The 22,917-nt window shown below is 65.6% G+C and carries 21 protein-coding genes and 2 riboswitches; of the genes, 12 read left to right on the plus strand and 9 right to left on the minus strand.

Annotated elements, in window-relative coordinates; genetic code table 11:
• Nucleotide 1 precedes the first annotated feature (1 nt).
• Nucleotides 2-1,123, minus strand: coding sequence for a glycine cleavage system aminomethyltransferase GcvT (gene gcvT, locus ACWA1Q_RS09805; protein WP_463757006.1), 1,122 nt, complete (start codon nucleotides 1,121-1,123; stop codon nucleotides 2-4).
• A 221-nt stretch (nucleotides 1,124-1,344) separates the two neighbouring features.
• A riboswitch (glycine riboswitch) is annotated at nucleotides 1,345-1,433 on the minus strand.
• A gap of 150 nt (nucleotides 1,434-1,583) precedes the next feature.
• On the opposite strand from gcvT, the gene ACWA1Q_RS09810 reads away from it, so the two are divergent.
• The 5 genes from ACWA1Q_RS09810 to ACWA1Q_RS09830 are packed head-to-tail and all read left to right on the plus strand — an operon-like array spanning nucleotide 1,584 to nucleotide 7,112.
• Nucleotides 1,584-2,297 (plus strand): NUDIX hydrolase, encoded by a 714-nt coding sequence (locus ACWA1Q_RS09810; RefSeq protein WP_463760831.1) that lies wholly within the window; start codon nucleotides 1,584-1,586, stop codon nucleotides 2,295-2,297.
• Nucleotides 2,294-3,592: a quinolinate synthase NadA gene (gene nadA / locus ACWA1Q_RS09815; protein WP_463757008.1), complete on the plus strand. Its 1,299-nt coding sequence runs from the start codon at nucleotides 2,294-2,296 to the stop codon at nucleotides 3,590-3,592. The genes ACWA1Q_RS09810 and nadA overlap by 4 nt, the downstream gene beginning before the upstream one ends.
• 1 nt (nucleotide 3,593) lies before the next feature.
• Nucleotides 3,594-5,114, plus strand: coding sequence for an L-aspartate oxidase (gene nadB / locus ACWA1Q_RS09820; RefSeq protein ID WP_463757009.1), 1,521 nt, complete (start codon nucleotides 3,594-3,596; stop codon nucleotides 5,112-5,114).
• Nucleotides 5,108-5,971 (plus strand): carboxylating nicotinate-nucleotide diphosphorylase, encoded by an 864-nt coding sequence (nadC, locus tag ACWA1Q_RS09825; protein WP_463757011.1) that lies wholly within the window; start codon nucleotides 5,108-5,110, stop codon nucleotides 5,969-5,971. Before nadB ends, nadC begins: the two co-directional genes overlap by 7 nt.
• Before the next feature lies 1 nt (nucleotide 5,972).
• The gene (locus ACWA1Q_RS09830; RefSeq protein ID WP_463757012.1) at nucleotides 5,973-7,112 is read left to right on the plus strand and encodes a cysteine desulfurase family protein; all 1,140 of its coding nucleotides are present in this window, start codon (nucleotides 5,973-5,975) and stop codon (nucleotides 7,110-7,112) included.
• A 35-nt stretch (nucleotides 7,113-7,147) separates the two neighbouring features.
• Here the strand turns inward: ACWA1Q_RS09830 and ACWA1Q_RS09835 are convergent, their stop codons facing one another.
• Nucleotides 7,148-7,972 (minus strand): hypothetical protein, encoded by an 825-nt coding sequence (locus tag ACWA1Q_RS09835; protein ID WP_463757013.1) that lies wholly within the window; start codon nucleotides 7,970-7,972, stop codon nucleotides 7,148-7,150.
• Nucleotides 7,973-8,115: 143 nt separating this feature from the next.
• Between ACWA1Q_RS09835 and ACWA1Q_RS09840 the strand changes: the two genes are divergently transcribed.
• From ACWA1Q_RS09840 to ACWA1Q_RS09855, 4 genes are all read left to right on the plus strand, one after another.
• On the plus strand, nucleotides 8,116-8,463 hold the full coding sequence (locus ACWA1Q_RS09840) for a LysR family transcriptional regulator (protein WP_463757015.1): 348 nt from the start codon (nucleotides 8,116-8,118) through the stop codon (nucleotides 8,461-8,463).
• Nucleotides 8,464-8,560: 97 nt separating this feature from the next.
• Nucleotides 8,561-9,034 carry a DoxX family protein gene (locus ACWA1Q_RS09845; protein ID WP_463757017.1) on the plus strand — a complete coding sequence of 158 codons (474 nt, stop codon included), beginning with the start codon at nucleotides 8,561-8,563 and terminating at the stop codon, nucleotides 9,032-9,034.
• A gap of 53 nt (nucleotides 9,035-9,087) precedes the next feature.
• Nucleotides 9,088-9,738: an alpha/beta hydrolase family protein gene (locus tag ACWA1Q_RS09850; RefSeq protein WP_463757019.1), complete on the plus strand. Its 651-nt coding sequence runs from the start codon at nucleotides 9,088-9,090 to the stop codon at nucleotides 9,736-9,738.
• Nucleotides 9,739-9,877: 139 nt separating this feature from the next.
• The gene (locus ACWA1Q_RS09855; protein ID WP_463757020.1) at nucleotides 9,878-11,443 is read left to right on the plus strand and encodes an HNH endonuclease signature motif containing protein; all 1,566 of its coding nucleotides are present in this window, start codon (nucleotides 9,878-9,880) and stop codon (nucleotides 11,441-11,443) included.
• A gap of 18 nt (nucleotides 11,444-11,461) precedes the next feature.
• On the opposite strand, the gene ACWA1Q_RS09860 is transcribed toward ACWA1Q_RS09855, so the two are convergent.
• Both ACWA1Q_RS09860 and ACWA1Q_RS09865 read right to left on the minus strand, forming a co-directional pair.
• Nucleotides 11,462-13,051 (minus strand): ABC-F family ATP-binding cassette domain-containing protein, encoded by a 1,590-nt coding sequence (locus ACWA1Q_RS09860; RefSeq protein WP_463757022.1) that lies wholly within the window; start codon nucleotides 13,049-13,051, stop codon nucleotides 11,462-11,464.
• 84 nt (nucleotides 13,052-13,135) lie between these two features.
• Nucleotides 13,136-13,459, minus strand: coding sequence for a DMT family transporter (locus tag ACWA1Q_RS09865; RefSeq protein WP_463757024.1), 324 nt, complete (start codon nucleotides 13,457-13,459; stop codon nucleotides 13,136-13,138).
• A gap of 10 nt (nucleotides 13,460-13,469) precedes the next feature.
• Nucleotides 13,470-13,534, minus strand: a riboswitch (guanidine-III (ykkC-III) riboswitch).
• Between the two features lie 205 nt (nucleotides 13,535-13,739).
• Between ACWA1Q_RS09865 and ACWA1Q_RS09870 the strand changes: the two genes are divergently transcribed.
• Nucleotides 13,740-14,264, plus strand: coding sequence for a CarD family transcriptional regulator (locus ACWA1Q_RS09870; RefSeq protein WP_463757025.1), 525 nt, complete (start codon nucleotides 13,740-13,742; stop codon nucleotides 14,262-14,264).
• A gap of 27 nt (nucleotides 14,265-14,291) precedes the next feature.
• On the opposite strand, the gene ACWA1Q_RS09875 is transcribed toward ACWA1Q_RS09870, so the two are convergent.
• Genes ACWA1Q_RS09875 through ACWA1Q_RS09895 form a run of 5 tightly spaced genes read right to left on the minus strand, consistent with a single transcriptional unit; the run spans nucleotide 14,292 to nucleotide 21,117 of the window.
• The gene (locus ACWA1Q_RS09875) at nucleotides 14,292-15,548 is read right to left on the minus strand and encodes an endo-1,4-beta-xylanase (RefSeq protein WP_463757027.1); all 1,257 of its coding nucleotides are present in this window, start codon (nucleotides 15,546-15,548) and stop codon (nucleotides 14,292-14,294) included.
• Nucleotides 15,545-17,914 (minus strand): beta-xylosidase/alpha-l-arabinosidase, encoded by a 2,370-nt coding sequence (locus ACWA1Q_RS09880; RefSeq protein ID WP_463757029.1) that lies wholly within the window; start codon nucleotides 17,912-17,914, stop codon nucleotides 15,545-15,547. The genes ACWA1Q_RS09875 and ACWA1Q_RS09880 overlap by 4 nt, the downstream gene beginning before the upstream one ends.
• Before the next feature lie 9 nt (nucleotides 17,915-17,923).
• Nucleotides 17,924-18,799: a carbohydrate ABC transporter permease gene (locus tag ACWA1Q_RS09885; protein ID WP_463757030.1), complete on the minus strand. Its 876-nt coding sequence runs from the start codon at nucleotides 18,797-18,799 to the stop codon at nucleotides 17,924-17,926.
• The gene (locus ACWA1Q_RS09890) at nucleotides 18,799-19,794 is read right to left on the minus strand and encodes a carbohydrate ABC transporter permease (RefSeq protein ID WP_463760833.1); all 996 of its coding nucleotides are present in this window, start codon (nucleotides 19,792-19,794) and stop codon (nucleotides 18,799-18,801) included. The genes ACWA1Q_RS09885 and ACWA1Q_RS09890 overlap by 1 nt, the downstream gene beginning before the upstream one ends.
• Before the next feature lie 39 nt (nucleotides 19,795-19,833).
• Nucleotides 19,834-21,117 (minus strand): ABC transporter substrate-binding protein, encoded by a 1,284-nt coding sequence (locus ACWA1Q_RS09895; RefSeq protein ID WP_463757032.1) that lies wholly within the window; start codon nucleotides 21,115-21,117, stop codon nucleotides 19,834-19,836.
• 134 nt (nucleotides 21,118-21,251) lie between these two features.
• Between ACWA1Q_RS09895 and ACWA1Q_RS09900 the strand changes: the two genes are divergently transcribed.
• Together ACWA1Q_RS09900 and ACWA1Q_RS09905 are read left to right on the plus strand one after the other, a co-directional pair.
• Entirely contained in the window at nucleotides 21,252-22,268 is a 1,017-nt protein-coding gene (locus tag ACWA1Q_RS09900) for a LacI family DNA-binding transcriptional regulator (RefSeq protein ID WP_463757033.1), read from the plus strand.
• 72 nt (nucleotides 22,269-22,340) lie between these two features.
• A complete protein-coding gene (locus tag ACWA1Q_RS09905) occupies nucleotides 22,341-22,913 on the plus strand; it encodes a GNAT family N-acetyltransferase (protein WP_463757035.1) in 573 nt (190 codons plus the stop codon).
• Nucleotides 22,914-22,917 lie beyond the last annotated feature (4 nt).

Genomic DNA, 22,917 nt, shown 5'->3' on the forward strand with positions numbered 1-22,917 from the left:
CTTACTTCTTTCTTCTGTAGAACGGGAGAGGTGTGACGGTCGCGGGGATGGGCGTGCCTCGCAGGTCCACCGCCAGTTCAGTGCCGGGATCGGTGAGGGTCGGGTCGACGAAGGCCATCATGATCGGATGCCCGAGGGTCGGCGACAAGGCGCCGCTCGTCACGGTTCCAACGACGGTGTCGCCGGAGAGAACGGAATATCCGGCTCGCCCTGCCCGGCGGCCCTCAGACGCCAGTCCGACGAGCACGCGAGCGTTTTCGTCAGGGCCGGCTTCGACGGCCGCACGCCCCGGGAAGTCGTTTTCTTTCGTGAGCGCGACGACGCGGCGGAGTCCCGCCTGGGCCGGCTGGGTGTCGAGGCCGAGTTCGTGACCGTAGAGCGGCATCCCTGCTTCGAGCCGGAGGGTGTCGCGGCTTGCGAGACCCGCGGGAACGAGCCCGTGATTTTCGCCCGCCTTGTCAAGCGCACGCCAGAGCGGAACGGCCGAGGTGGTGCGCAGGTACAGTTCGAAGCCGTCTTCGCCGGTGTAGCCCGTGCGAGCGACGAGGAGGGGAACGCCCTCGAAGAACGCGTCGGTGGCGCGGTAGTACTTGAGTTCATCGAGCGGGAGCCCGAGTTCGGTGATGCCGGCTGTCGCTTCGAGGATCGCCCGGGAGTTCGGGCCCTGCACGGCGAGAAGGGCGTAGTCGTCGCTCTGGTCGTCGACGGTGACCTCGAATCCGCTGGAGCGATCGCGGAGGGCGGTGAATGCTGCCTCCCGGTTGCCCGCGTTGGCGACGACGAGGAACGTCGTGTCGCCGAGGCGGTAGACGACGACATCGTCGAGGATGCCGCCACTCTCGGTGAGGATGAGACTGTACTTCGCCTGCATCAGCTCGATCGCCGACAGCTTGCCGGCGAGGGCGGCATCGAGGAAGGTTCCGGCGTCACGGCCGTAGACGAGGATCTCCGCCATGTGGGAGAGGTCGAACAGGCCGGCGGCGGTACGAACGGCGGCGTGCTCGGCGAGGTCGCTGGTGTAGCGGACCGGCATCTGCCAACCGGCGAAATCGGTGAAGCTCGCACCGAGTTGGGTGTGGACGTCGAAAAGCGGGCTGGTGCGTTCGGGGACGGGATCTGACACGAGTTCTCCAGGTGTCGCCGGGGCGACGGTCGCAAAAGCGGCTGCGGCACGCGAGGTGCCTTGGGAACTCCCCCTCTGTCATTGGCCTGAGAGTTTCACACACCCGAGTGAGAAGGGTGGCTTTCACCGTCGGCGGAATGCGCAGAGCGCCCAGATCTCGATACGGCGCTTCGCGCCTACCCGATCCGAACGCGCGAAGCGCGTTCGCTTTCCAGAGTGGCCAGTTCGATGCGGTACATAGACCTGAGAGATTGGCAGGGAGGCTTGCTCCTTCGGTGCCGGGCTAGCCCGGCTCTCCCGCATCGCGTGTTGCGGCCCGATATTCGATTTGCGCCCAGCTTACCGTGACATCCAGTTCCTCCCGTGAAACTTTCTCTTCCTGTTCGAGTCAGGATGACACTAAGATGGAAATGCAGTTAGGGTCACGGTGACTTTAACAACGAGCGAACGGACGGATGCCATGACCGCACACGCTGCCGCCGTTCAGGTCGCCGTCTCCACGGTCATCTTCGCTCTCCGTCCGCACGACGACACCGGGCGCATGACCGTGTGGCTTCCGCTCGTGCGCCGCATCCGCGACCCGTTCGTCGGCCGGTGGGCGCTCCCGGGCGGGCCGCTCGAACCCGATGAAGACCTTGCTGAATCAGCGGCACGCACCCTCGCGGAGACGACCCTCCTCACCCCCCAGTACCTCGAACAGCTCTACGCCTTCGGGAACACCGACCGCTCCCCCGGCGAGCGCGTCGTCTCCATCGTCTACTGGGCCCTCGTGCGCTCAGACGAAGCGGCCGTCGCGGTCGAAACCGAAAACGTGCGCTGGTTCGAAGCGGACTCCATCCCCGAACTCGCCTTCGACCACAACCTGATCGTGGACTACGCGCTCTGGCGGCTGCGCAACAAGCTCGAATACAGCTCCATCGCGCACGCCTTCCTCGGCGAAACCTTCACCCTGTCCGAACTGCGCGAGGTCCACGAGGCCGTGCTGCAGAAACCACTGGACCCGGCCAACTTCCGGCGCCAGATCGAGGGCTCCGGCCAGGTCGTCCCCACCGGTGACGTCCAGACCGGCGGGCGACACCGCCCCGCCCGCCTCTACCGATACAACCGCGACGCCGTTGATGGAACCTCCGGTCCCCTCGCCAGGCCCACCGCTCCCGCCCAAGGAACATCATGACTCTCACTGCATCCGTCGACACGACACTCACGCGGATTTCCGCCGGAACCGAGCAGGGATCATCCTGCAGTCCCGAGCTCGTCGAAAAACCGTGGGTCTTCGACCTGCAGCCACCGAGCTATGGCCCCGGCTCATCGATGGGCGACGTCCTGCCAACGGGCTCTCCGCGCCAGGGCGCCCTCCCCGCCTTCTATCGTGAGGCCGGCGCGGAGGAGCTCGACCGTCGCATCCGTGCCGCCAAGGCTGCTCTCGGTGACCGGCTCGTCATTCTCGGCCACTTCTACCAGCGCGACGAAGTCCTCGCGTACGCCGACTACGTGGGTGACTCGTTCCAGCTCGCCACGGCAGCGCGCGAGCGCACCGACGCCGAAGCCATCGTCTTCTGCGGCGTGCACTTCATGGCCGAGACTGCTGACCTGCTCTCCACCGCTGAGCAGTCCGTCATCCTGCCCAACCTCGCCGCCGGATGCTCCATGGCCGACATGGCGAACATCGACCAGGTCGAGGAATGCTGGGAACAGCTGACGGAGCTCTACGGCACCGAACCGGATGCCTCGGGCCGTGTTCCCGTCATCCCGGTCACCTACATGAACTCCTCGGCCGCCCTGAAAGGATTCTGCGGCCGCAACGGCGGCATCGTCTGCACGTCGTCGAACGCGCAGACCGTTCTCGAGTGGGCGTTCGAACGCGGGCAGCGTGTGCTGTTCTTCCCCGACCAGCACCTCGGACGGAACACCGCCAAGGCCATGGGCGTTCCACTCGAGCAGATGCCGATGTGGAACCCGAACAAACCGCTCGGAGGGAACGACGCTGCGGCGCTCGACGGCTCCCGCGTGATCCTCTGGCACGGGTTCTGCTCGGTGCACAAGCGCTTCACGGTCGACCAGATCGCGAAGGCCCGCGCGGAGTTCCCGGGCATACGGGTGATCGTCCACCCTGAGTGCCCGATGCCCGTCGTCGACGCCGCTGACGAAGCGGGCTCGACCGACTACATCCGCAAGGCGATCGAAGCGGCCCCCGCCGGATCCACCTTCGCGATCGGCACCGAGATCAACCTCGTGCAGAGGCTCGCAGCCGACCACCCCGAGCACACGATCTTCTGCCTCGACCCGGTCATCTGCCCGTGCTCGACCATGTACCGCATCCACCCGGGCTACCTCGCGTGGGTTCTCGACGGACTCCTCGAGGGGCAGGTGCTCAACCAGATCACCGTCTCCGACGACGTCGCCCTCCCGGCACGGATCGCCCTCGAGCGGATGCTTGCCGCCAGGCCCCCGATCGCAGCGGGTGCCTGACATGAAGCGCGTGATCGTCGTCGGCAGCGGGATCGCCGGCCTGACCGCTGCACTGCACGCAGCACGACGGCACGAGGTGCTTCTCGTTACCAAGTCCACGCTCGGCCAGAGCAATACCCGGTATGCGCAGGGTGGGATCGCCGGGGTGATGTTCGCCGACGACAGTGTCGACGCGCACATCGCTGACACACTTTCCGCCGGAGCGGGTCTGTGTGATGAGACAGCGGTGCGGGTGCTCTGTTCCGAGGGGCCAGCGCGCATCCGGGAGCTCGTCGCGATCGGCGTCGAGTTCGACCGGACTGACGGACTGTTCGCCCGCGGTCGCGAGGCCGCACATTCCTACCCTCGCGTACTTCACGCAGGAGGCGACGCGACCGGAGCCAGAATCGAACAGGCACTCGTCGCCCGCGTTCGGGAGAGCGGCGTGCGGATCGCCGAGAACACCTTCCTCGTCGACGTGATCCTCACCCACGGCACCGTGAGTGGTGCCCTGCTCCGCGACTCAGACGGGACACAGCGCGAAGAGCCGGCGGATGCCGTTCTCCTCGCCACCGGGGGCGCCGGCCAGCTGTATCCGTTCACGACGAACCCGTCGGTGGCAACAGGAGACGGTGCTGCCGCTGCACTTCGCGCGGGCGCGCTCCTCGCCGACCTTGAGTTCTACCAGTTCCACCCCACGGCACTGACGACGGGCGACCACTTCCTGGTGTCAGAAGCCGTTCGCGGTGAAGGGGCTGTGCTGCGCAACGCCCTCGGCGAGCGCTTCCTTCCTGCCCTTCACCCGGACGCCGAACTCGCCCCGCGCGATGTGGTCGCCCGGGGAATTGCCGCCGAGATGGCTTCGCAGGGTGGCCTGCCGGTCGTACTCGACGCGACCGGGCTCGGCGCCGAATTCCTTGCCCAGAGGTTCCCGGTCATCGATCGTGCGATGCGGGCATCCGGAATCGACTGGTCGCGCGAACCGGTTTCGGTGAGCCCGGCAGCGCACTACTGGATGGGCGGCGTCGTCACTGACCTCGACGGGCGCACAACGGTTCCTGGCCTCTACGCCATCGGCGAGGTCGCGCGCACCGGTGTGCACGGCGCCAACCGCCTCGCCTCGAACTCGCTGCTCGAGGGGGCTGTGTTCGGTGCCCGAGCCGCCGCCGCGCTCGACGTCGACGACGCGGCATCCTGGCCTGTCGCTCCGCCACCGCTTGCCCCGGCCCCGGTGCGCACACCGACAGCGGATGCTCCGCCATTCGCTCGCGACACCCTCCAGCGGGTCATGTGGGATGCCGCCGGCCTGCTCCGCGACGACGCCGGACTCACGCACGCGGCCGGCATCCTCGATGCCTGGTCTGCCGCTTCTTTGCCGACCGAGAGCATCCGCGACCTCGAGGACAGGAACCTGCTCGCGCTTGGCCGGGAGCTCGTTCTCGCGGCACTCGTCCGCACCGAATCGGTCGGGGCCCATGCCCGCTCCGACTCCCCCACCCAGGCGCCCGCCGCCGCTACCCGGGAGGTCGCCGCATCATGCTGACGACATCACACATTGACCACGTCGTCGGCGCAGCACTCGAGGAGGACGCGCCGTGGGGCGACCTCACGAGCGGAACCCTGATCCCGGCGAATGCAACCGCGACCGCCGAGCTCTCCGCTCGCGAAGACGGCGTCTTCAGCGGTGGCGAGGTGTTCGCCACCGCATTCCGTCTCACCGACCCCGCGATCACCGTGGTGCTCCACGTCACCGACGGCGAGCGCTTCAGCCGCGGTGACACCCTGGCGACCATCACGGGGCCTGCCCGTGGCATCCTGCAGGCGGAACGAATCGGACTGAACTTCACCCAGCGGATGTCGGGCATCGCCACCCAGACAGCGCGATACGTCGCCGCCGTGGCCGGCACCCGCGCCCGCATCGTCGACACCCGCAAGACGACCCCGTTGCTCCGCGCCTTCGAACGGCACGCCGTTCGCTCCGGTGGCGGTTTCAACCACCGGTTCTCGCTGTCGGATGCCGTCATGGCGAAGGACAACCACCTCGCCGTGCTCACGGCGGGCGGCCTGTCGGTGACTGAGGCACTTCTCGGTGTGCGGGCACAGCTGTCGCACACCACCCACCTCGAGGTCGAGGTCGACCGGCTCGACCAGGTCGAAGCTGTGCTAGCCGCCGGAGTCGACACGATCATGCTCGACAACTTCAGTCTCGCCGACCTGCGCGCTGGCGTCGAGCTCGTTGCCGGCCGGGCGATCATCGAGGCCAGCGGCAACGTGACGCTCGACACCGTCGGGGCGATCGCGGCAACCGGGGTCGACGTCATCTCGTCGGGAGCACTGACCCACAGCGTCCGCTCCCTCGACCTCGGGCTCGATCTGTCGATCGAGCACCGGGAGCACTGACGTGCTGTACCTCGACTCGGCCGCGACCACACCCGTGCGCCGCGAGGTGCTTGAAGCGATGTGGCCGTACCTGACCGCGGAGTTCGGCAACCCGTCGAGTTCGCACACCCTCGGCGAGCGTGCCGCCGACGCCCTCACCGACGCCCGTGCACGCGTCGCCGCGGTGCTCGGGGTCCGGGCCGGTGATGTCGTGTTCACGTCGGGCGGCACCGAAGCAGACAACCTCGCCGTCAAGGGCATCGCCCTCGGATCGAGCCGCGGCAGGCGCATCGTAACCGCGGCAACCGAACATGAGGCCGTGCTCGAATCGATCGACTACCTGCAGCGTCTTCACGGCTTCGAGGTCAGCTTCGTTCCGCTCGAGCCCGACGGAATTGTGACCGCCGAGGCTCTCGACTCCGTGCTTCGACCAGACACCGCACTCGTCACCCTCATGTACGCCAACAACGAGATCGGCACCGTGCAGGATCTGGCCGCCCTCGGCGGGATTACCTCCGAGCACGGGATCCCGTTCCACACCGACGCCGTGCAGGCCGCCGGTTGGCTCGACCTCCGCGTCGCTGCTCTCGGCGTCGACGCCCTCTCGCTCGCCGGGCACAAGATCGGCGCGCCGAAGGGCATCGGACTGGCCTGGCTGCAGGGCCGGATCCCGGTGGAGCCGCTCGTGCACGGCGGCGGGCAGGAACGCGGACGCCGGTCGGGAACCGAGAACGTGGCGGCAGCGGTCGGTCTGGCGACCGCGCTCGAACTCGCCGAAAGCGAGAGGGCGGATGCCGCTCGGCGCGTCTCCGAACTCCGGAACGACCTCATCGCCGGGGTTCTCGATCGCGTCCCCGGTGCCCTGCTGACCGGTTCGGCCACGTCGCGTCTGCCGAACTCGGCCTCGTTCTGCTTTCCGGGCACGAGCGGTGAGGCGGTACTGCTCGAACTGGAACGGCGCGGCGTCGTTTCATCGAGTGGCTCGGCCTGTGCCGCCGGAAGCGACGAGGCGTCACACGTCCTCACGGCGCTCGGCATGCCCGCTGAAATCGCGCAGACCGCCGTGCGATTCACCTTCGGGAGCGGCCTGACCGGTGAGGGCGTGGCATCCGTGATCGACGCGGTCGCGGCATCCGTCACCGCTGTCGGCACGTTCGGCTGAACCGCTCGCCCTGCCCGGATGCACCTGGGCCCGGGTCAGGGGCGCAGGATGTTCCACGCGAGCAGGTGCTCGACGGTCACACCCTGATACCCCGGAGTTCCCCCGAGTGCCGCGCGCACCTTCGCCGTCTCGGCCTCGAGTACCGCGCTGCCTTCGTCGAAGAACGTGTATTGGGCTCCGCCGGCGACCTCGGGGGTGTCGGTTTCGACTCCAATCGTGAACGGGGTACCGGATGCCGCGGCCGCACGAACCGCGGGACCGGCCAGTTCCAGAATCCCTGCCGGGCCATCGGCGGTATCTGAAAAGGCGATGATCGCGACCGAGTCGAGTGCGGGGACGAGAGCGTCGAACACCGATCCGTCGCCGTACGACGTGCGGGCGAGCCACCACGGCAGGTCTGCGCCGATCGGGAGCGCGCCAGCCGCGCCCCGTACTACTTCGATGAGCCGGAGGTATCCCTCGGCGAGCAGCACCGGGTCAATGGGTTCCGGCCGGCCGGCCCACGGTTCGACGTCGAGCTGAACGGAGTCGACCTCGGCCGCGGCTCGCGCGGCGATAAGCCAGGTTGCGGCGAGGTCCGGCCGCTCGAACCAGCCTGCGTCGCCACCGAGGACGGAGACATCGATGCCTGCCTCGGACAGTGCTGACACGGCATCCGAGAACCAGACGGCCATCGGCCCGACGTTCGTGGCCCACGGGGCGTTGAGAAACACGCGCTGCAGCCCGCGGGCGCGGGCGACCCGCGCGATCGCGGCCGGGTCGAGGTCTGCCTGTCCACGCCCGCGCTCGTCGATGGCTGGGTCGACCGAGTTGCCCCAGGCCCAGACGCCGGTGATCGCTGATGCGGAGGAGGAAGTCACAAGGACCCCATCGTGGGCCACCTCGGCCCCAAAGGCAAGAGGTGTCGATCGGCGGCCCGGTCTTCGCCCGATACGACCCGCGGAACTCAGAGCGCGTACCCTGAACTCGGAGCCGCTTTCTCGCGGCCGACGGAAGGCCGGTCATGGACACCATCGCACTGCGACGCTTCGTGGTCGCTGCCGAAGAACTTCACTTCGCACGCGCCGCCAAGTACCTCAACATTCCGCGCTCGTCGGTTATCGCCTCCGTTCGTGAACTGGAGAACGAACTGGGGACTCCCCTGTTCGACATGAACGCGTCGACAACAACCCTCACCCAGGCCGGGCGGGAGCTCCTGGCCGAAGAGCAGAAAAAAGCGGATGCGACCGCCGCCTCGGTGCAAAATCGTCCGCAACCGGCGGGTGGCAAAGCGAAGGCGTCGAAGGGCAAGGGTCGCGCGCCCGCAGTGAAAGGCCAGCCGCGCCCGGGCAAACGACGTCAGTCCCGCTGATTCCGCGGAACGGGCACCATCGCCGTGGCTGTGAAAAGGGCCACCGTCTGCGTGTTCCGGGCAGATGGACTCTGACGCCAGCCCTAGGCTGGCGGGCATGACTCCTCCGGAGAACGCCCGACCTGCTCGACGCACCTCCGTGGCGGCCATCATTGCCCAAGTGGTACTCGGCCTCTTCCTGCTCTTCGCCGGAATAGGACACCTCACCGTTGCACGGGACGCGTTCCAGGCCCAGGTGCCCACGTGGCTCCCGATCGACGTTGACTTCGTCGTTGTCGCATCCGGGGTGGTCGAAATCGTTCTCGGCTTGTCCCTTCTCATTTTGTGGCGCTGGCGCCCGTGGGTCGGATTGGTCGCCGCCGCATTCTTCGTCGCGATCTTCCCGGGGAACATCTCGCAGTTCACAACCGGCACCGACTCATTCGGGCTGAATGACGACCTGAGCCGGGGCATCCGTCTGCTCTTCCAACCGTTGCTCGTGCTTTGGGCACTGTGGTCGACGGGCGCGTGGAAAGCCTGGCGCGCATGGCGTGCCCAGCGCGAGAACGCGAACCACAGCGTCCAAGCGTAGTTCTCGTCGTCGCTGCCCTGCCGACGACTCGTGTCGCGAGTAACCTCGGAGCCATGATCATCGACGTGCCGACAAGCCTCGGCCCAGGCCGGCTCACCGTGAGCGCCGCGACCGACCCTCGTGCTGTGGTGTGGCTGGGGCATGGCGCCGGTGGCGGGATCGGTGCCGTCGATCTGGCGGCCCTTGCCACCCACCTGCCGGAGTTGGGATACACCGTCGCGCGCTACGAACAGCCGTGGCGCGTCGCCGGCAAGAAAATCGCGCCGCGGCCTGCGACTCTCGACGTGGCGTGGCGTGAGACCGCCACGGCGATAGCCGAACTTGCCGCAGGGCTGCCCATTGTCGTCGGTGGCAGGAGCGCCGGAGCCCGGGTCGCCTGCCGAACCGCGGAGAACCTCGGCGCTTCCGCTGTCGTGTGCCTCGCATTCCCGCTGCACCCGCCCGGCAAGCCCGAGTCGTCGCGACTGCCCGAGCTCCTGCTTCCGCCCGTTCCCGCTCTCGTCCTTCAGGGTGATCGTGACACGTTCGGGACCGCCGCCGACATCACTCGCGAACTCGAGTCGCACTCGTCGGTCCGGGTGATACCCGTTGCCGGTGCGGATCACAGCATGAAGGTTCTCGCGTCGTCGCCTCTCACCGCGAGGGACGTCGCGACGCTCGTGACAGCATCCGTTGCGGACTTCGTTGATGGGGTTCTCGGCTAGCGTTACTCAGCCGCCGTAATGTCAGTGGTCGGGTGTGTACTGGGGGTATGAAGTTCCCGGTCACATCGGTTATCCACAGCCTCCCGGTGAGGCTGGTTGTGGGTGGGTTCATGTCAGTGGTCGGGTGTGTACTGGACTCATGAAAACCTCCGCCAGCACAGCTCCCCCGGCCTTCGAGGCGCCGGGTGTTGAGAATGTGCTGGGCGCAGAGGTGCCGGGGGTTGAGGGTGTGCTGGATGGGGTGATCGCCGCGTTGGCGGTCGCGGTCGAGTCGATCGGGTTGGACCAGCTGTCCCGGTTGCCGGCACAGTCGGTGCTGTCGATCCTGTCCAAAACCGCGACGCTGGGCCGTGGGGTGGATGCGATCCTCGCCGCGGCGGCGAATGATGTCGCGGTGCGCTCAGACCCGGTGCTGGGCAGTGAGGGGCTCGCGGCCCGGTTGAACTACGCCCGCCCATCACACCTGGTGGAGCAGGTCACCGGAATGTCAGCTGCGGCAGCGGCCCGGCTGATCCGGGTCGGCGCCCGCACCAGCCCCAGGGTTCGGGTCGGCCAACCGTTACCGGCGTTGTTCCCCGTGGTGAAAGTTGCCCTGCAGGGCGGGTTGATCGGGATCGAAACCGCCGACGTGATCACCAGGGAACTCGCCACCGCCGCTCCCCGCGCCGATGTTGAGCATTTGACCGCGGCGGAACAGTTCCTGGTCGGTCAGGCCACCGGCCGAACCGGCCACACCGGTATCGCTCTGCCAACCGATCTGGTCGCGATCCAGGCTCGGCAGTGGCGGGACCGGCTCGACGCCGACGGAATCGAACCCCGAGCCGAGAAAGCGTTCCACAACCGGGACTTCTGGATCTCCCGCCGTGTCAGAAACGGTGTGATGAAGTTCGGCGGCCAGGTCACCCCCGACGTCGGCGGCAAACTCCACGCCCTCCTCAACGCCGTCCTCAGCCCCCGCACCACCGCCCGCTACCAACCCACCACCACCACTGGTGACGGTGTTGAGATCGACGACACCGGGGCAGCTGGTTCGTTCGCGAACGGGAACGGCAGCGACGCCACCCTGTTCGACGACTTCACCCAGCACGACGTCACACAGACCACCGGCGAGAGCGCAGAGCAACCGGAATCACCACCACCGGGGCGGGTGCGGGACCCCCGCACCCCCGGCCAGCAACGCGCCGACGTGTTCGCCGCGATGATCGACTCCCTCGCCCGCTCCACCGACACCCCCACCGTCTCCGGCGCCTCCCCCACCGTGATCGTCCGCGTCACCGCCAACGTCCTCGAACAAGAACACGGCACCGGGCAAATCGTCGGGATCCCCGACCCGATCCCCTACTCCGCGATCAAACAAATCCTCTGCGACAGCAGCACCATCCCCGTCTACCTGAAACCCGACGGCGGTATCGCCGCGATCGGCACCGAGAAACGAAAATTCAACCGGACCCAACGCGCAGGAATGATCGCCCGCGACGGACCCACCTGCGCCATCCCCGACTGCCAGATCCCCGCCACCGCCTGCGAAGCCCACCACATCACGGAATACCACAACGGTGGACCCACCCACGTCGACAACGGCATCCTGCTCTGCTGGTTCCACCACCACATGGTCGACACCGGAATCTTCACCATCACCATGAGTAACGGAAAACCCGCCATCAACGTCCCCGACTGGCTCACCCGCCGCCCCTACTTCCACTAGACAGCGCCCGCGCCCGCTTCAGGCCGCGCGAACCTCGAGCTCGCCCGCCGCAGCACCGTCACTGCCGAAGATGATCTTGCGGTTCGCGACCTTGTCACTGAAGAACCGGTCGTGACTGACCACGACAACGGCACCCGGGAAGTGCACGAGGGCGCGTTCCATCACCTGGGTGCTGGGCATGTCGAGGTGGTTCGTCGGTTCATCGAGAATCAATACGGATGCTCCCGAGAGCAGACACTGCGCCATCGCCACCCGGGCACGCTGACCGCCCGAGAGCGTGCCGATCCGCTGCTTCAGTTCGGCCTCGGAGAACTGGAACATCGCGAGGAAGCGTCCGACCGATTTACGGGTTGCCGAGAACGCGAGACTGCCGGGCGCAGCATTCACCGCGTGCGTGATCGTGTCGTCGTTGTCGAGGTCAGCGAGCATCTGGTTGTAGGAGACGACACCCGAACCCTTTGCCCAGACCGCTTCACCGGAGTCAGCCTTCTCCTCGCCCGTCAGCACGCGCAGCAGGGTGGACTTTCCGCTTCCGTTCGCCCCGAGTACGACGATGCGATTGCCACGCCGGATCTCGAAGGTCAGACCCGAGAACAGGGTTTTCTCCCCGTAGGACTTCGACAACCCGGTCACCCTGCAGAGCACATCCTTGACGTGCAGTCCGCCGTAGATCTCCGTGATGATCTGGTCCACCGGGCGAGGCGCTCGTGACTTCTTGATGCCGGAAAGCTTCTTGTCGAGTCCCCTGCTCGCCGCTTTCGCCGCGGCACGCCGGTCGGCGATGCCCTCGGCCTCGAACGCCAGCAGTTCGGACTCATGCACATACTGCTGCTCGAGCGTCTTGAGCCGGAACTGCTTCTGCACAACGTACTCGGCGAAATTGCCCGGGTATTCGTGCAGATGGAAGTTCTCGAGCTCAACAATCCGGGTGACGACAGAATCGAGGAAGGTCCGGTCGTGCGAGACGATGATCGCGGCGCCGCGGAAGTCACGGAACCAGGATTCGAGCCATTCGACGCCGGCGACGTCGAGGAAGTTCGTCGGCTCATCGAGCAGCAGCACGTCGGGGCGTTCGAGAACAATCTTCGCGAGCGCCGCGCGGTTCCTCCAACCCCCGGAAAGGTCGTCAATCGGGCACACGCGATGGGCCTCTTCGAACCCGAGCCGGGTGAGCGCCTCATCGATCCTGCGCGGGTAGTCCCACCCATCCAGCCGGTCCATCTCCTCGAACAACTTAGCCTGCCGCCCGATGAGAGCGTCGAGATTCGCGGTCGGGTCGGCGGCGATGGATGCGTCGATCGACGCCAGTTCCGCCTCAACCGCCTTGATCTCACCGAAGACGTCGTCGAGGACCTCGGTGATCGAGGCGGTTCCGTCGAGTTCGGAGAACTGCGAGAAGTACCCGATCCGGATGCCGTCGTCGAGCGTGAGCGTTCCGGCATCCGCTTCGATCTGTCCCAGGATGAGCTTGATGAGCGTTGTCTTGCCGGATCCGTTACGACCGATGAGGCCCACGCGATCACCGGTCTCGAGGCGGAAGAACGCCTCCCGCAGAACGGGTGTGTTTTCGAAGCGAATGTGTACGTCGTTCAGTCGGATCAGGCTCATGCCCGGTGCCTCCTCTGGGAAAGATGTCGTCGAGGGCCGGCGGAACCTGAACGGTGGAGCGAGTCCACTTTAACCGACGCGACCCTAGTGGACGTCGTCGACGAGCTTGAGACCGACGATGCAGCCGATGAGACCCAGCAGGAGCGCAATCTTGACCCACGAGACATCCGTGTCCCCGGTGATCATCGACCACACAACGGTGAGCGACGCTCCGATGCCTACCCAGACCGCATACGCGGTTCCGATGGGGATGTCACGCATCGCCCAGGCGAGACCTCCCATGCTGAAGGCGAGGGCGACGAGGAAGAGTATGCTCGGCCAGAGTTTCGTGAACCCTTCAGACTTGCCGAGCGCTGTGGCCCAGACCGCTTCGAGAACACCGGACACGATGAGGATGACCCAGGACATGAGTGAACTTTCTGGCCAGTCTTGTCGCGTTCCGGGTACTGATCCGTCGTCCGGGGCTGCTCTGCACAACCTGCGAACAGAATAGCAAAACCAGCTGCCACTCCCCTGTGCACGGATGCCGGTTCCGACAGGCCGTGCCCTCCCCCTGTCGCCGGTTCAGGCAACGTGTCAGGCCCCTGTGAGACAATGGAGTGAAGCCAAGCTCGCGGCTCCGGGGCGCACTCACCTCTCTGAAACGCTCCGTCCGCGTGCGCTTCCCGCGCACCCGGAGGAACATTCCATGCAGTTCACACAAGGCCAGACCGTCGTTTACCCCCACCACGGCCCCGCCACCGTCACCGAGATCTTCAGCCGTACGGTGAAGGGCAACGTCATCGAGTATCTGAAGCTCGAGGTTCACGAATCGAAGCTTTCCGTCAGCGTCCCCGTTTCGAAGGCGGATCAGGTCGGGATCCGCGCTGTTCTCGACTCAGCCAAGATGGACGCTCTCTTCGACGTTCTTCGTGCACCCACCGTCGACGAAGAAGAGAAGTGGTCGCGACGGATGAAGGACAACCAGGAGAAGATCAAGGTTGGCGACATCTTCACCATCGCCGGTGTTGTCCGTGACCTCAGCCGCCGCAACGACGACAAGGGGCTCTCGCTCGCCGAGCGCGACCTGCTGCGTCACGCCCAGGGGCCGCTCGTCACCGAGATCGCCCTGTCTCTCGACATCGCCTTCGACGCTGCAGAAGCCGCCCTCAACGCCGCTCTCGCTGAGGGCACGACCGACAAGACAGACGGCGGCTCGACGGCCGCCGCCTAAGGAGTCCGCTGATCCGGTCAGCCCGAATCAGCTGAGACGAGCCTCGAGGTCTGTTGTCCCGGCAGCCAAAGTGACGGATGCCGTCGATCCGTGCGTGTCGATCGCATAGTCGCCGAAGAAACCGCTCACCGCTACCCGACCCTCGGAGTCCGTCCGCGCCTGGGTGAGCGGCAGCCACCACTCGCCCTTGATCAGGGACTTGAGGGCGTCGAACGACGGCTTCGGTGTCCCATCGGAGCGAATTAGCCCACCTGGGGCACCGAGCCAGGCGCCGTCGTCGGTGATTCCCCAGTAGTTGATGGCCTGAACCGCCGGGTGGCCAACGAGGGAGCGGTAGTGCCGCTCGATCTCGTCTGCCTGCCGTGCTTCGCCCTCTGGCGTCGATGGCCACGAAGGGATCTGGTAGTCGTTGAGGTCGACGATCTCCGGTGGCATCAGATCACCGGACAGCAGGGTCGTCTCGGTGAGGTGAAGCGGAAGGCCGTAGCGGGCGAACCGGTCCACCATCGCGAGCATCTTCTCCTCGCCCCAGTAGCCCTGGTGCATGTGTGTCTGCAGTCCGATGGCATCCACCTGGATCCCCGCTTCGAGGACTCCTTCGATGAGACACTCGTATGCACTCGAGAGGTCGAAATCGTTGAGGATGAGCGTGGCTGAGGGGTTCGCTTGCCGTGCCTCGGTGAAGGCGAGGCGAATCATCGGGATTCGGCCGATCCGACGGGCGAGCCGGGTGATCGCGTTCTCCTCTGCGGCGAACACCGGCATGATGACGACCTCGTTGATGGCGTCCCACGTGTCGATGACGCCGGCGAAGTTCGACACCTCCCTGCGGATCCGCTGGCGCTGGAGCTTTTCGACCTCAGCGTCGGGTCGATTGAGCAGCCACTCGGGAGCCAGCGTGTGCCAGGTGAGCGGATGCCCCTTCACCGTCACGCCGCGATCGGCAAACCAGTGCGCCGTGGTGAGAAGTCGCTCGGTATCCGGCGCCCCTTCGGCTGGTTCGAAACCTCGCCAGTAAAACGGAAGCGTCGCGGTGTTGAACAGCTCCAGCCAGTGTTCGGAAAGCGAGGTCAGTCCCTCGAGCGACGCGCCGCCGAATGCAGCCCGAGACGCGGCATCCTCTGTCGTCTCGGCGTTTGCGAGCGGGATGAGGTCGAAACCGATGTTGCCGAAGGCGAATGCATGCCGACGCTGTTCAACGGTTACGTCGGCATCGCGGAGCGGTTCGCCGCGAGCGTCGAGAACCGTGACCTGCGCTGATACCTTTCGGTGGTCGACGCTCACGCGACTCCCCTACCGGTTTGTTCGATCCGCGGGTGGAGCTCACGATCGAAACCCACCGTCCGTGTCGTGCCGGTGAGTCGAACGGTGTGGGTCGACCGGATGTCGGAGCTTGAGGCACCGAGTCCGAGAACGATGTCGCCCGTCTCCACGATTCTTTCGCCGGCGCGCCCGGTGAAGCTGGTGAGATCAGCGGGTACGGCGATCGACAGGTCGACGCTTTCCCCCGGCTCCAGGTCGACGCGTGCGTAGCCCAGAAGTCTCTGCACCGGACGGACGACGGATGCCACCGGGTCGGCCAGGTAGACCTGCACGACGTCGGTTCCTGCGCGGGTTCCCGTGTTGCGGACGCGCACGCTGAGAGTAGCCGTTCCGTCGCTGGGAATCGACGCCGGTCCGTGCTCGAGGGCAGTCCACTCGAACGTCGAGTAGCCGATGCCGTGCCCGAACGCGAATGCGGCGGTCGGGTCGATGTTCGACACGCCGCTCGAGCGCGCGAGGGGTGCCGCGAGGTACGTCGACGGCTGCGTGCCTTCCGTGGCCGGGATGCTGACTGGCAGACGCCCGCTCGGGTTGATCTTGCCCGCGAGTACTCCGGCGAGCGCCGTGGTGCCCTCTTCACCGGCGAAGAACGTCTGCACGATCGCTCCTGCCGCGGTTGTTGCCGAACCGAGCGCGTAGGGCCGTCCAGCGAGAAGCGTGACGACGGCAGGCGTTCCCGAGGCGAGGACCGCTTCGAGCAGGTCCTGCTGTGCGCCGGGGAGGCGCAGGGATTCAGCATCACAGCCTTCGCCACTCGTGCCCCGGCCGAACAGTCCGGCCCGATCGCCAAGGGCGACGATGACGACATCCGCTGCCTGGGCTACGGAGACGGCGGCATCGAATCCGTCGGTCTCTCCACCGTCGATCGTTGTCCCGGCGGCGTACTCGATCTCCGCATCCGGGAACTCGGCTCGCAGGCTCTCGAGAAGCGTTGGCAATTCGATCCCCAGAGGGATTTCAGGATGCCGCACGCCCACGTGGGCCGGGAAGGAATAGCACCCGAGCACAGCGAACGGGTCTCCAGCGGTCGGGCCGACCACGGCGATGCGGCGGGGCGCAGCGAGGGGAAGTACGCCATCGTTGGTGAGCAGCACGATCGACTGTTCCGCGATCTCCCGTGCGAGGGAGCGGTTGCCGGCCCCGTCGAGGTTGACTGACCCGCGCAGGCTTTCGGCGTCGTCGAGGTTCGCTCCGCGGAGGGCCTCGGGGACGGCATCCCATTCAGGATCGAGCAGGCCGAGTTCGATTTTCTGGGCGAGCACCCGGCGGAGAGCCCGATCGATGATGGCCTCATCGAGGTCGCCCGAGCGCACCGCGTCGACGAGCGGCGCACCGAAGGTCTTCACCGTCGGGAGCTCGACGTCGACGCCGGCGGTGAGCGCGAGCGCAGCGGCTTCCCCCCAGGAGCCGGCGAGACCGTGCAACATTTTGAGGAACGCGATTCCGAAATAGTCGGCGACGACGGTGCCGTCGAAGCCCCAGGTGTCGCGCAGCAGACCCGTGAGCAACTCTTCGTCTGCGACGGATGGGATGCCGTCAATATCGGTGTACGCGTGCATCACCGAACGTGGCTTGCCATCGCGCATCACCATCTCGAACGGGGTGAGGAGAACGTCGGCGAGTTCCCGTCGTCCGATCGACACCGGGGCGAGGTTCCGCCCCGCCTTCGATGCCGAGTAGCCGACGAAATGCTTGAGCGTCGAGACGATTCCCGAAGCTTCGAGCCCTCGCACGTACGCAGCGCCGACGGTTCCAACGAGGTACGGGTCTTCACCGATGGTTTCTTCGACGCGGCCCCACCGTGCGTCACGCACAACATCGAGGACGGGAGCGAGTCCCTGGTGGATCCCGACGGAACGCATGTCGGTTCCGATGCGGTAGGACATCCGTTCGACGAGAGCGGGGTTGAACGAGGCTCCCCAGGCCAGGGGAACCGGGTAGGCGGTGGCGCCCCAGGTGGCGAAACCGGCAAGGCATTCTTCGTGAGCGACCGCAGGGATGCCGAGGCGACTGGCCGCGACGATCCGGCGCTGGCTGCGAAGCAGCGACAACGCCCCCAGCGCCGGATCGACGGGTGCCGACCCGAACGGCCGGGTCAGTTGACCCAGGCCGTTCGGGAGGAGTGCATCGAGGTCGATGAGGTCGTCCATGTCGTGCTGGTGTGGCGCGACGTCTCCGCCCTCGCTCGATGCTCCGACCCAGACTCCGAAGAGCTGAGCGATCTTCTCTTCGAGTGTCAGCTCTGCCACGAGCGCATCGACACGATCATGAAGCGGAACGGTGGTGTCCCGCCACACGGGCAGGGCTGTAGTTGTGGTGGTGCTCACGGGGTGTACCTAACCTTTGACGGCGCCGGTCAGACCACCGACGATGCGGCGCTCGAACAGCGTGAAGAATATGAGAGCCGGAATCATCGAGAGCGATGTGAACGCGAGAACCTTCGCCGTATCGACCGAGTATTGTGACGCGAACGCCTGCACACCGAGCGGAAGGGTGTACATGTCCTGGTCTCCCAGGATGAACAACGGCAGAAGGTAGCTGTTCCAGCTCGCGACGAACGCGAGGATGCCGGTTGTCACGACGCCGGGAAGAGACAGCGGCACGACCATCCGGAAGAAGAATCCGAGCCGGCTGGTGCCGTCGATCGCCGCGGCCTCTTCGATCTCATCAGGAATCGCCTTGAGGAACGGCACCAGAATGATGACCGTCACCGGCAGGCCGAAGGCGATCTGCGGAAGAATCACCCCGGTGAGGCTGTTCATGAGCCCCAGGTCCTTGATCACGATGTAGAGGGGCGTGATCGCGACGGTCATGGGGAACATGAGACCCGCTGCGAACAGCGAGTACATGGCGCCTCGGCCCGCGAACTTGTAGCGGGCAAGGATGTAGCTCGCCATCAGACCGAGGATGACCACGCCGAGTGTCGTTGCGATACCGGCGATGGCGGAGTTCCCGACTTGCCGCCAGAAGGTCGAACTGGCGAGGACCTCCTGGTAGTTATCGAGTCGCCACGGGCCCGGGAGGCCAGCAGGATCCGCGGTGATCTGCGAGTTGTCGCGGAAGCCGCCGAGGATGATGTAAATGACGGGTCCGAGGCACAGCGCGATGAAGACGAACGCGATGAAATAGGTGGCCGGGCTGCCCCACTGCTGCCGATCCGTCGCGGATCGGTTGCCCCGCTTCAGCGGCGCTTTCGTGATAGTTGCAGTCATCACTTCTTTCCTTCTGTGAGAGCGCCCTCGGTGTCACGTCGAAGAATGAAGCGCTGGTAAATCAGCGCAATCGTCAGCGAGATCAGGAACATGACGACGGCGACAGCGCTGCCGTAGCCGAAGTTGCCCGATGTGCGGCCATTGGCGACCATGTAGGTCGCCATCGTTGAGGTTCCGGCGGTCGACGCGACGTATTGGCCCCAGATGATGAACACCAGGTCGAACAGTTGCAGCGAGCCGATGATGGAGAGGAACGCCCAGATTCGCACGGTCGGTCCAAGCAACGGCAGCGTGATGTTGCGCTGGATCTGCCAGTAGCTCGCTCCGTCGATTGCGGCGGCCTCGAAGAGTTCTTCGGGGATGCTCTGAAGACCGGCAAGGAAGAGGATCACGGCGAAGCCGATGTACTTCCACGAGATGATCACCATGAGCGACCAAATGGCGATCCTCGGATCCGAGAGCCAGTCGGCTTGGAATTGCCCCAGCCCGATGTTCTCAAGCAGTCCGTTGACCGAGCCGGAGGTCTGAAGCATAAGGCCCCAGCCGATGCCGACGATGACCTCGGAGATGATGTACGGCACGAAGATGAGCACGCGGATCAGCGACCGGCCGCGGATCTTCTGGTTCAGAAGAAGGGCGAGAACGATGGCGATCGGGCCCTGGATGACGAGTGACATCACCAGGATGAATCCGTTGTGGCGCAGCACGTCATGGAACGCACTGTCCTGGAGGATGATCAGGTAGTTGTCCAAACCGACGAAGTCGGTGGCCGGCCCGTAGCCCTTCCAGCGGAAGAAGCCGTAGTAGCCGGCGAGGAAGACCGGGTAGATAACGAAGCCGACGAAGACGACAATCGCGGGCCCGGCCAGAAGCGTGATTTCGAGGCGCTTGCGCCAGTCCGTTTTGCGCCGTCGGGGCCGCGGTGCGGCAGGGGATGCCGCGCGAGCGCCATCCCCTGCCGTTACCGTGCCCTGCGGCGGTTGCTGGTCAGACATCGACGTAGCACCCCCTGCAGGATTAGTCATTATGTGGTGCTATCCCTTTGCTGCTGCGTCGTTGACCGCAGAGACGATGTCTTCTGCTGAGCCCTGACCGGCGAACAGGTCGACGACGCCCGTGTTGAGGGCGTTTCCGACGTTCTGTCCGAACAGCGTGTCGAGCCAGACCGTGACGTACGGTGCCTCGTTGTAGGACTCGATGATGGCGAGAAGCGCCTCGTCTTCAACAACTTCCTGGGCATCCTGGTTTGCGGGGATCGTCTGGAACGCCTGTGCGTAGCCTTCCTGGTATTCCTTCTGCATGAAGAAGTTCAGGAACGCGGAGCACTCCTCCTGCGGGGCTTCCGCGGAGCAGGTGAATCCGTCGACGCCGCCCATCATTGCGCCAGGCTCGCCCTCGCCACCCTCAACCTCAGGGAACGGGAACCAGCCCAGGTCGGGCAGCGGCTTCTCGTCCGGAGTCAGCGAAGCGATGACGCCCGGGTTCCAGGCGCCCATGAGCTCCATGGCTGCCTGCTTGTTTGCAAGGAGTCCAGCCGAGCTACCTGCGCCCTGCTGTGCCGACGTGGTGAGGAATCCGTTGTTGAACGGCTCCGTGTCGACGAAGTCCGACAGGTTCTGGCCGGCCTCAAGCCAGCACGGGTCGTCGAACTTCATGGTCTCGGCTGCCGTGTTGAGCGTGTCCTGCGAGCAGGCGCGGACCGCGAAGAAGTAGTACCAGTGTGCTGCGGGCCATGCGTCCTTCGCGCCGACGGCGATCGGGTCGACTCCGGCACCCTTGAGCTTGTCAACGGCCTCGCCGAGCTCGTCCAGGGTTTCCGGCGTCTCTTCGATGCCTGCTTCAGTGAAGAGATCTCCGCTGTAGTAGATACCGCCAGGAAGCACAGCGGTCGGCATTCCGTAAATCTTGCCGTCGATTGCGAAGGCACTCAGCACACCCTCGGGCACAGCGGCTTTGGTTTCGTCATCAATGAGATCAGTGATGTCCATTGCCTGACCCGCTGCAACAACGTCGGCGAGCTTGCCGCCGCCGCGTGCCATGAAGATGTCAGGAGCGTCGCCGGAGTTCAGCGCCGTCTGAAGCTTTCCATCCATTTCTTCGTTCTGGATGGACTGCGTCTTGATGGTGACACCGGGGTTTGCCTCTTCGAAATCGGCGACTGTTGAGTCCCAGAATTCCTTACCGGCGCCGGTTGTTGAGTTGTGCCAGAAAGTCATGGTGACATCGCCACCCTCACTTCCGGCTTCGCTCGGGCTGCAGGCTGCAAGGCCGGCGAGGGAGACTGCCGTGACAGCTCCTACCGCGAGCAGCTTCCTCATGGTGCGATTGTTCATCCTTGAACGCCTCTCGAAAGTTTCGACATCCACGTCGAAAATGATTAGGATGATGTGAGCCTATGCATCAGCGGGGCTTGGCGCAAGTTGTCCCTTACAACAAATAGGAAACGGTTCCCATGGTCGACGTCGACTCCAAGGTCAAACTGGCCCAACTCGCCGAGGATGCGGGCGTCTCGCTCTCCACGGTCTCCAAAGTTCTCAACGGCAGGCCGGACGTTTCCGCCTCCACGCGGGCCAAGGTCGAAGCAATTCTCGACGCGCAGGGTTATCAGCGTCGCGCCGGTCTCCCCGGCCGCGGCACCCTCATCGAACTCGTCTTTCCCGAACTCGAAACGGCGTGGGCGATGGAGATCATTCGCGGTGTCGAGAACGTCGCACGCGCTCACGGCCTCAGCATCGTCCTCACCGAGTCAGGCGACCGCCACTCCCCCTCAGCAAGCTGGATCGACGGAGTTCTTCGCCGCCGCCCCGTCGGCGTCGTGCTCGTCTTCTCGGATCTCGCCGAAGAAGCGAAAGCAAAGCTGCGCTCGCGAGCGATCCCGTTCGTCATCATCGACCCTGCGGGGGACCCGGCATCCGACGTCCCCTCCGTGGGATCCGCGAACTGGGCCGGTGGGCTCGCCGCAACGCGCCACCTCATCGAACTGGGCCACACCCGGATCGCAGCGATCACCGGGCGCGATGACATGATGTGTTCGTTCGCCCGGGTCGACGGTTATCGCTCAGCGATGAACTCGGCCGGCATCGAAATCGACGAACGATTCGTCCGGTTCGGTAACTTCCAGGTGGACGGAGGCAGAACTATTGCCCTCGAGCTACTCGATGCTCCGGACCGGCCGACGGCGATTTTCGCCGGAAGTGACCTCCAGGCACTAGGCGTGATTGAGGCGGCACGCACGCTCGGGCTTCGCGTGCCGGATGACCTGTCCATCGTCGGTTACGACGACCTTCAGCTGGCGAAGTGGTCCAGCCCTGCCCTTACGACGGTGCACCAGCCGCTGACGGCGATGGCCGAGGAGGCGGCGAGGCTCGTCATCCGCATGAGCGACAGCCCGCTTGAGTCGATCCCGCGCATGGACCTTGCGACCAGGCTTGTCGTACGGGAAAGCTCGGCCCCGCCGGCCTCCGCGTAGAGCACGACCGCTTCCGGCTCGCGCGTCCGAATGGCACGATGGACGCACTAACGGGATGCGAAGGCGGATGTCATGACTCTCGAGGTGAGGCCGGCCCACGATTTCGACGACCTGGCCACCATGCTGGGGCCGAAGAATCCAGAGTCGTCTGTGTGTTGGTGCCTCTCCTGGCGGCTCAGCTCGAAGGAGAACCGTGCGCTGACGGGACCGGCTCGCCGAGACAAGGTGCGGGAACTGTGCGCGCGCGATCTCGCGCCGGGAGTTCTCGCATATCTCGACGGCGAAGTCGTTGGCTGGGCCGGAATTGCTCCGCGCTCCGAGTTGCACCCCATCCAGAATTCCCGCAGGATTCCGCACCTCGACGATTCTCCGGTGTGGTCCCTGTGGTGCATTCGGGTGCGGCCGGGGTTCCGCAAGCACGGTGTCACGGGGGCTCTCATCGCCGGTGCCGTCGAGTACGCGAAGGCAAGGGGCGCCCCCATCGTCGAAAGCTATCCGGTCGACAACAGGGGCGAGAAGGTCGATCAGACCATGGCATTCGTCGGCACGCGGAGCATGTTCGAGAAGGCGGGCTTCACCAAGGCGGCCGACACGACGTCCGTCTCCGGCGGGTTCCCACGTATCGTGATGAGGCGGATGTTATAGGCCC

It is taken from the genome of Mycetocola sp. TRD_SC_2 (assembly GCF_055361225.1).

Coding starts and splice junctions, on each gene's coding strand:
- ACWA1Q_RS09810 (WP_463760831.1), top strand. CDS start 1,584: ATGACCGCACACGCTGCCGCCGTTCAGGTCGCCGTCTCCACGGTCATC.
- ACWA1Q_RS09905 (WP_463757035.1), top strand. CDS start 22,341: ATGACTCTCGAGGTGAGGCCGGCCCACGATTTCGACGACCTGGCCACC.
- ACWA1Q_RS09895 (WP_463757032.1), bottom strand. CDS start 21,117: ATGAGGAAGCTGCTCGCGGTAGGAGCTGTCACGGCAGTCTCCCTCGCC.
- ACWA1Q_RS09870 (WP_463757025.1), top strand. CDS start 13,740: ATGCAGTTCACACAAGGCCAGACCGTCGTTTACCCCCACCACGGCCCC.
- ACWA1Q_RS09840 (WP_463757015.1), top strand. CDS start 8,116: ATGGACACCATCGCACTGCGACGCTTCGTGGTCGCTGCCGAAGAACTT.
- nadA (WP_463757008.1), top strand. CDS start 2,294: ATGACTCTCACTGCATCCGTCGACACGACACTCACGCGGATTTCCGCC.
- nadC (WP_463757011.1), top strand. CDS start 5,108: ATGCTGACGACATCACACATTGACCACGTCGTCGGCGCAGCACTCGAG.
- ACWA1Q_RS09885 (WP_463757030.1), bottom strand. CDS start 18,799: ATGACTGCAACTATCACGAAAGCGCCGCTGAAGCGGGGCAACCGATCC.
- ACWA1Q_RS09860 (WP_463757022.1), bottom strand. CDS start 13,051: ATGAGCCTGATCCGACTGAACGACGTACACATTCGCTTCGAAAACACA.
- ACWA1Q_RS09890 (WP_463760833.1), bottom strand. CDS start 19,794: ATGTCTGACCAGCAACCGCCGCAGGGCACGGTAACGGCAGGGGATGGC.
- ACWA1Q_RS09855 (WP_463757020.1), top strand. CDS start 9,878: ATGAAAACCTCCGCCAGCACAGCTCCCCCGGCCTTCGAGGCGCCGGGT.
- ACWA1Q_RS09845 (WP_463757017.1), top strand. CDS start 8,561: ATGACTCCTCCGGAGAACGCCCGACCTGCTCGACGCACCTCCGTGGCG.
- ACWA1Q_RS09865 (WP_463757024.1), bottom strand. CDS start 13,459: ATGTCCTGGGTCATCCTCATCGTGTCCGGTGTTCTCGAAGCGGTCTGG.
- ACWA1Q_RS09900 (WP_463757033.1), top strand. CDS start 21,252: ATGGTCGACGTCGACTCCAAGGTCAAACTGGCCCAACTCGCCGAGGAT.
- nadB (WP_463757009.1), top strand. CDS start 3,594: ATGAAGCGCGTGATCGTCGTCGGCAGCGGGATCGCCGGCCTGACCGCT.
- ACWA1Q_RS09850 (WP_463757019.1), top strand. CDS start 9,088: ATGATCATCGACGTGCCGACAAGCCTCGGCCCAGGCCGGCTCACCGTG.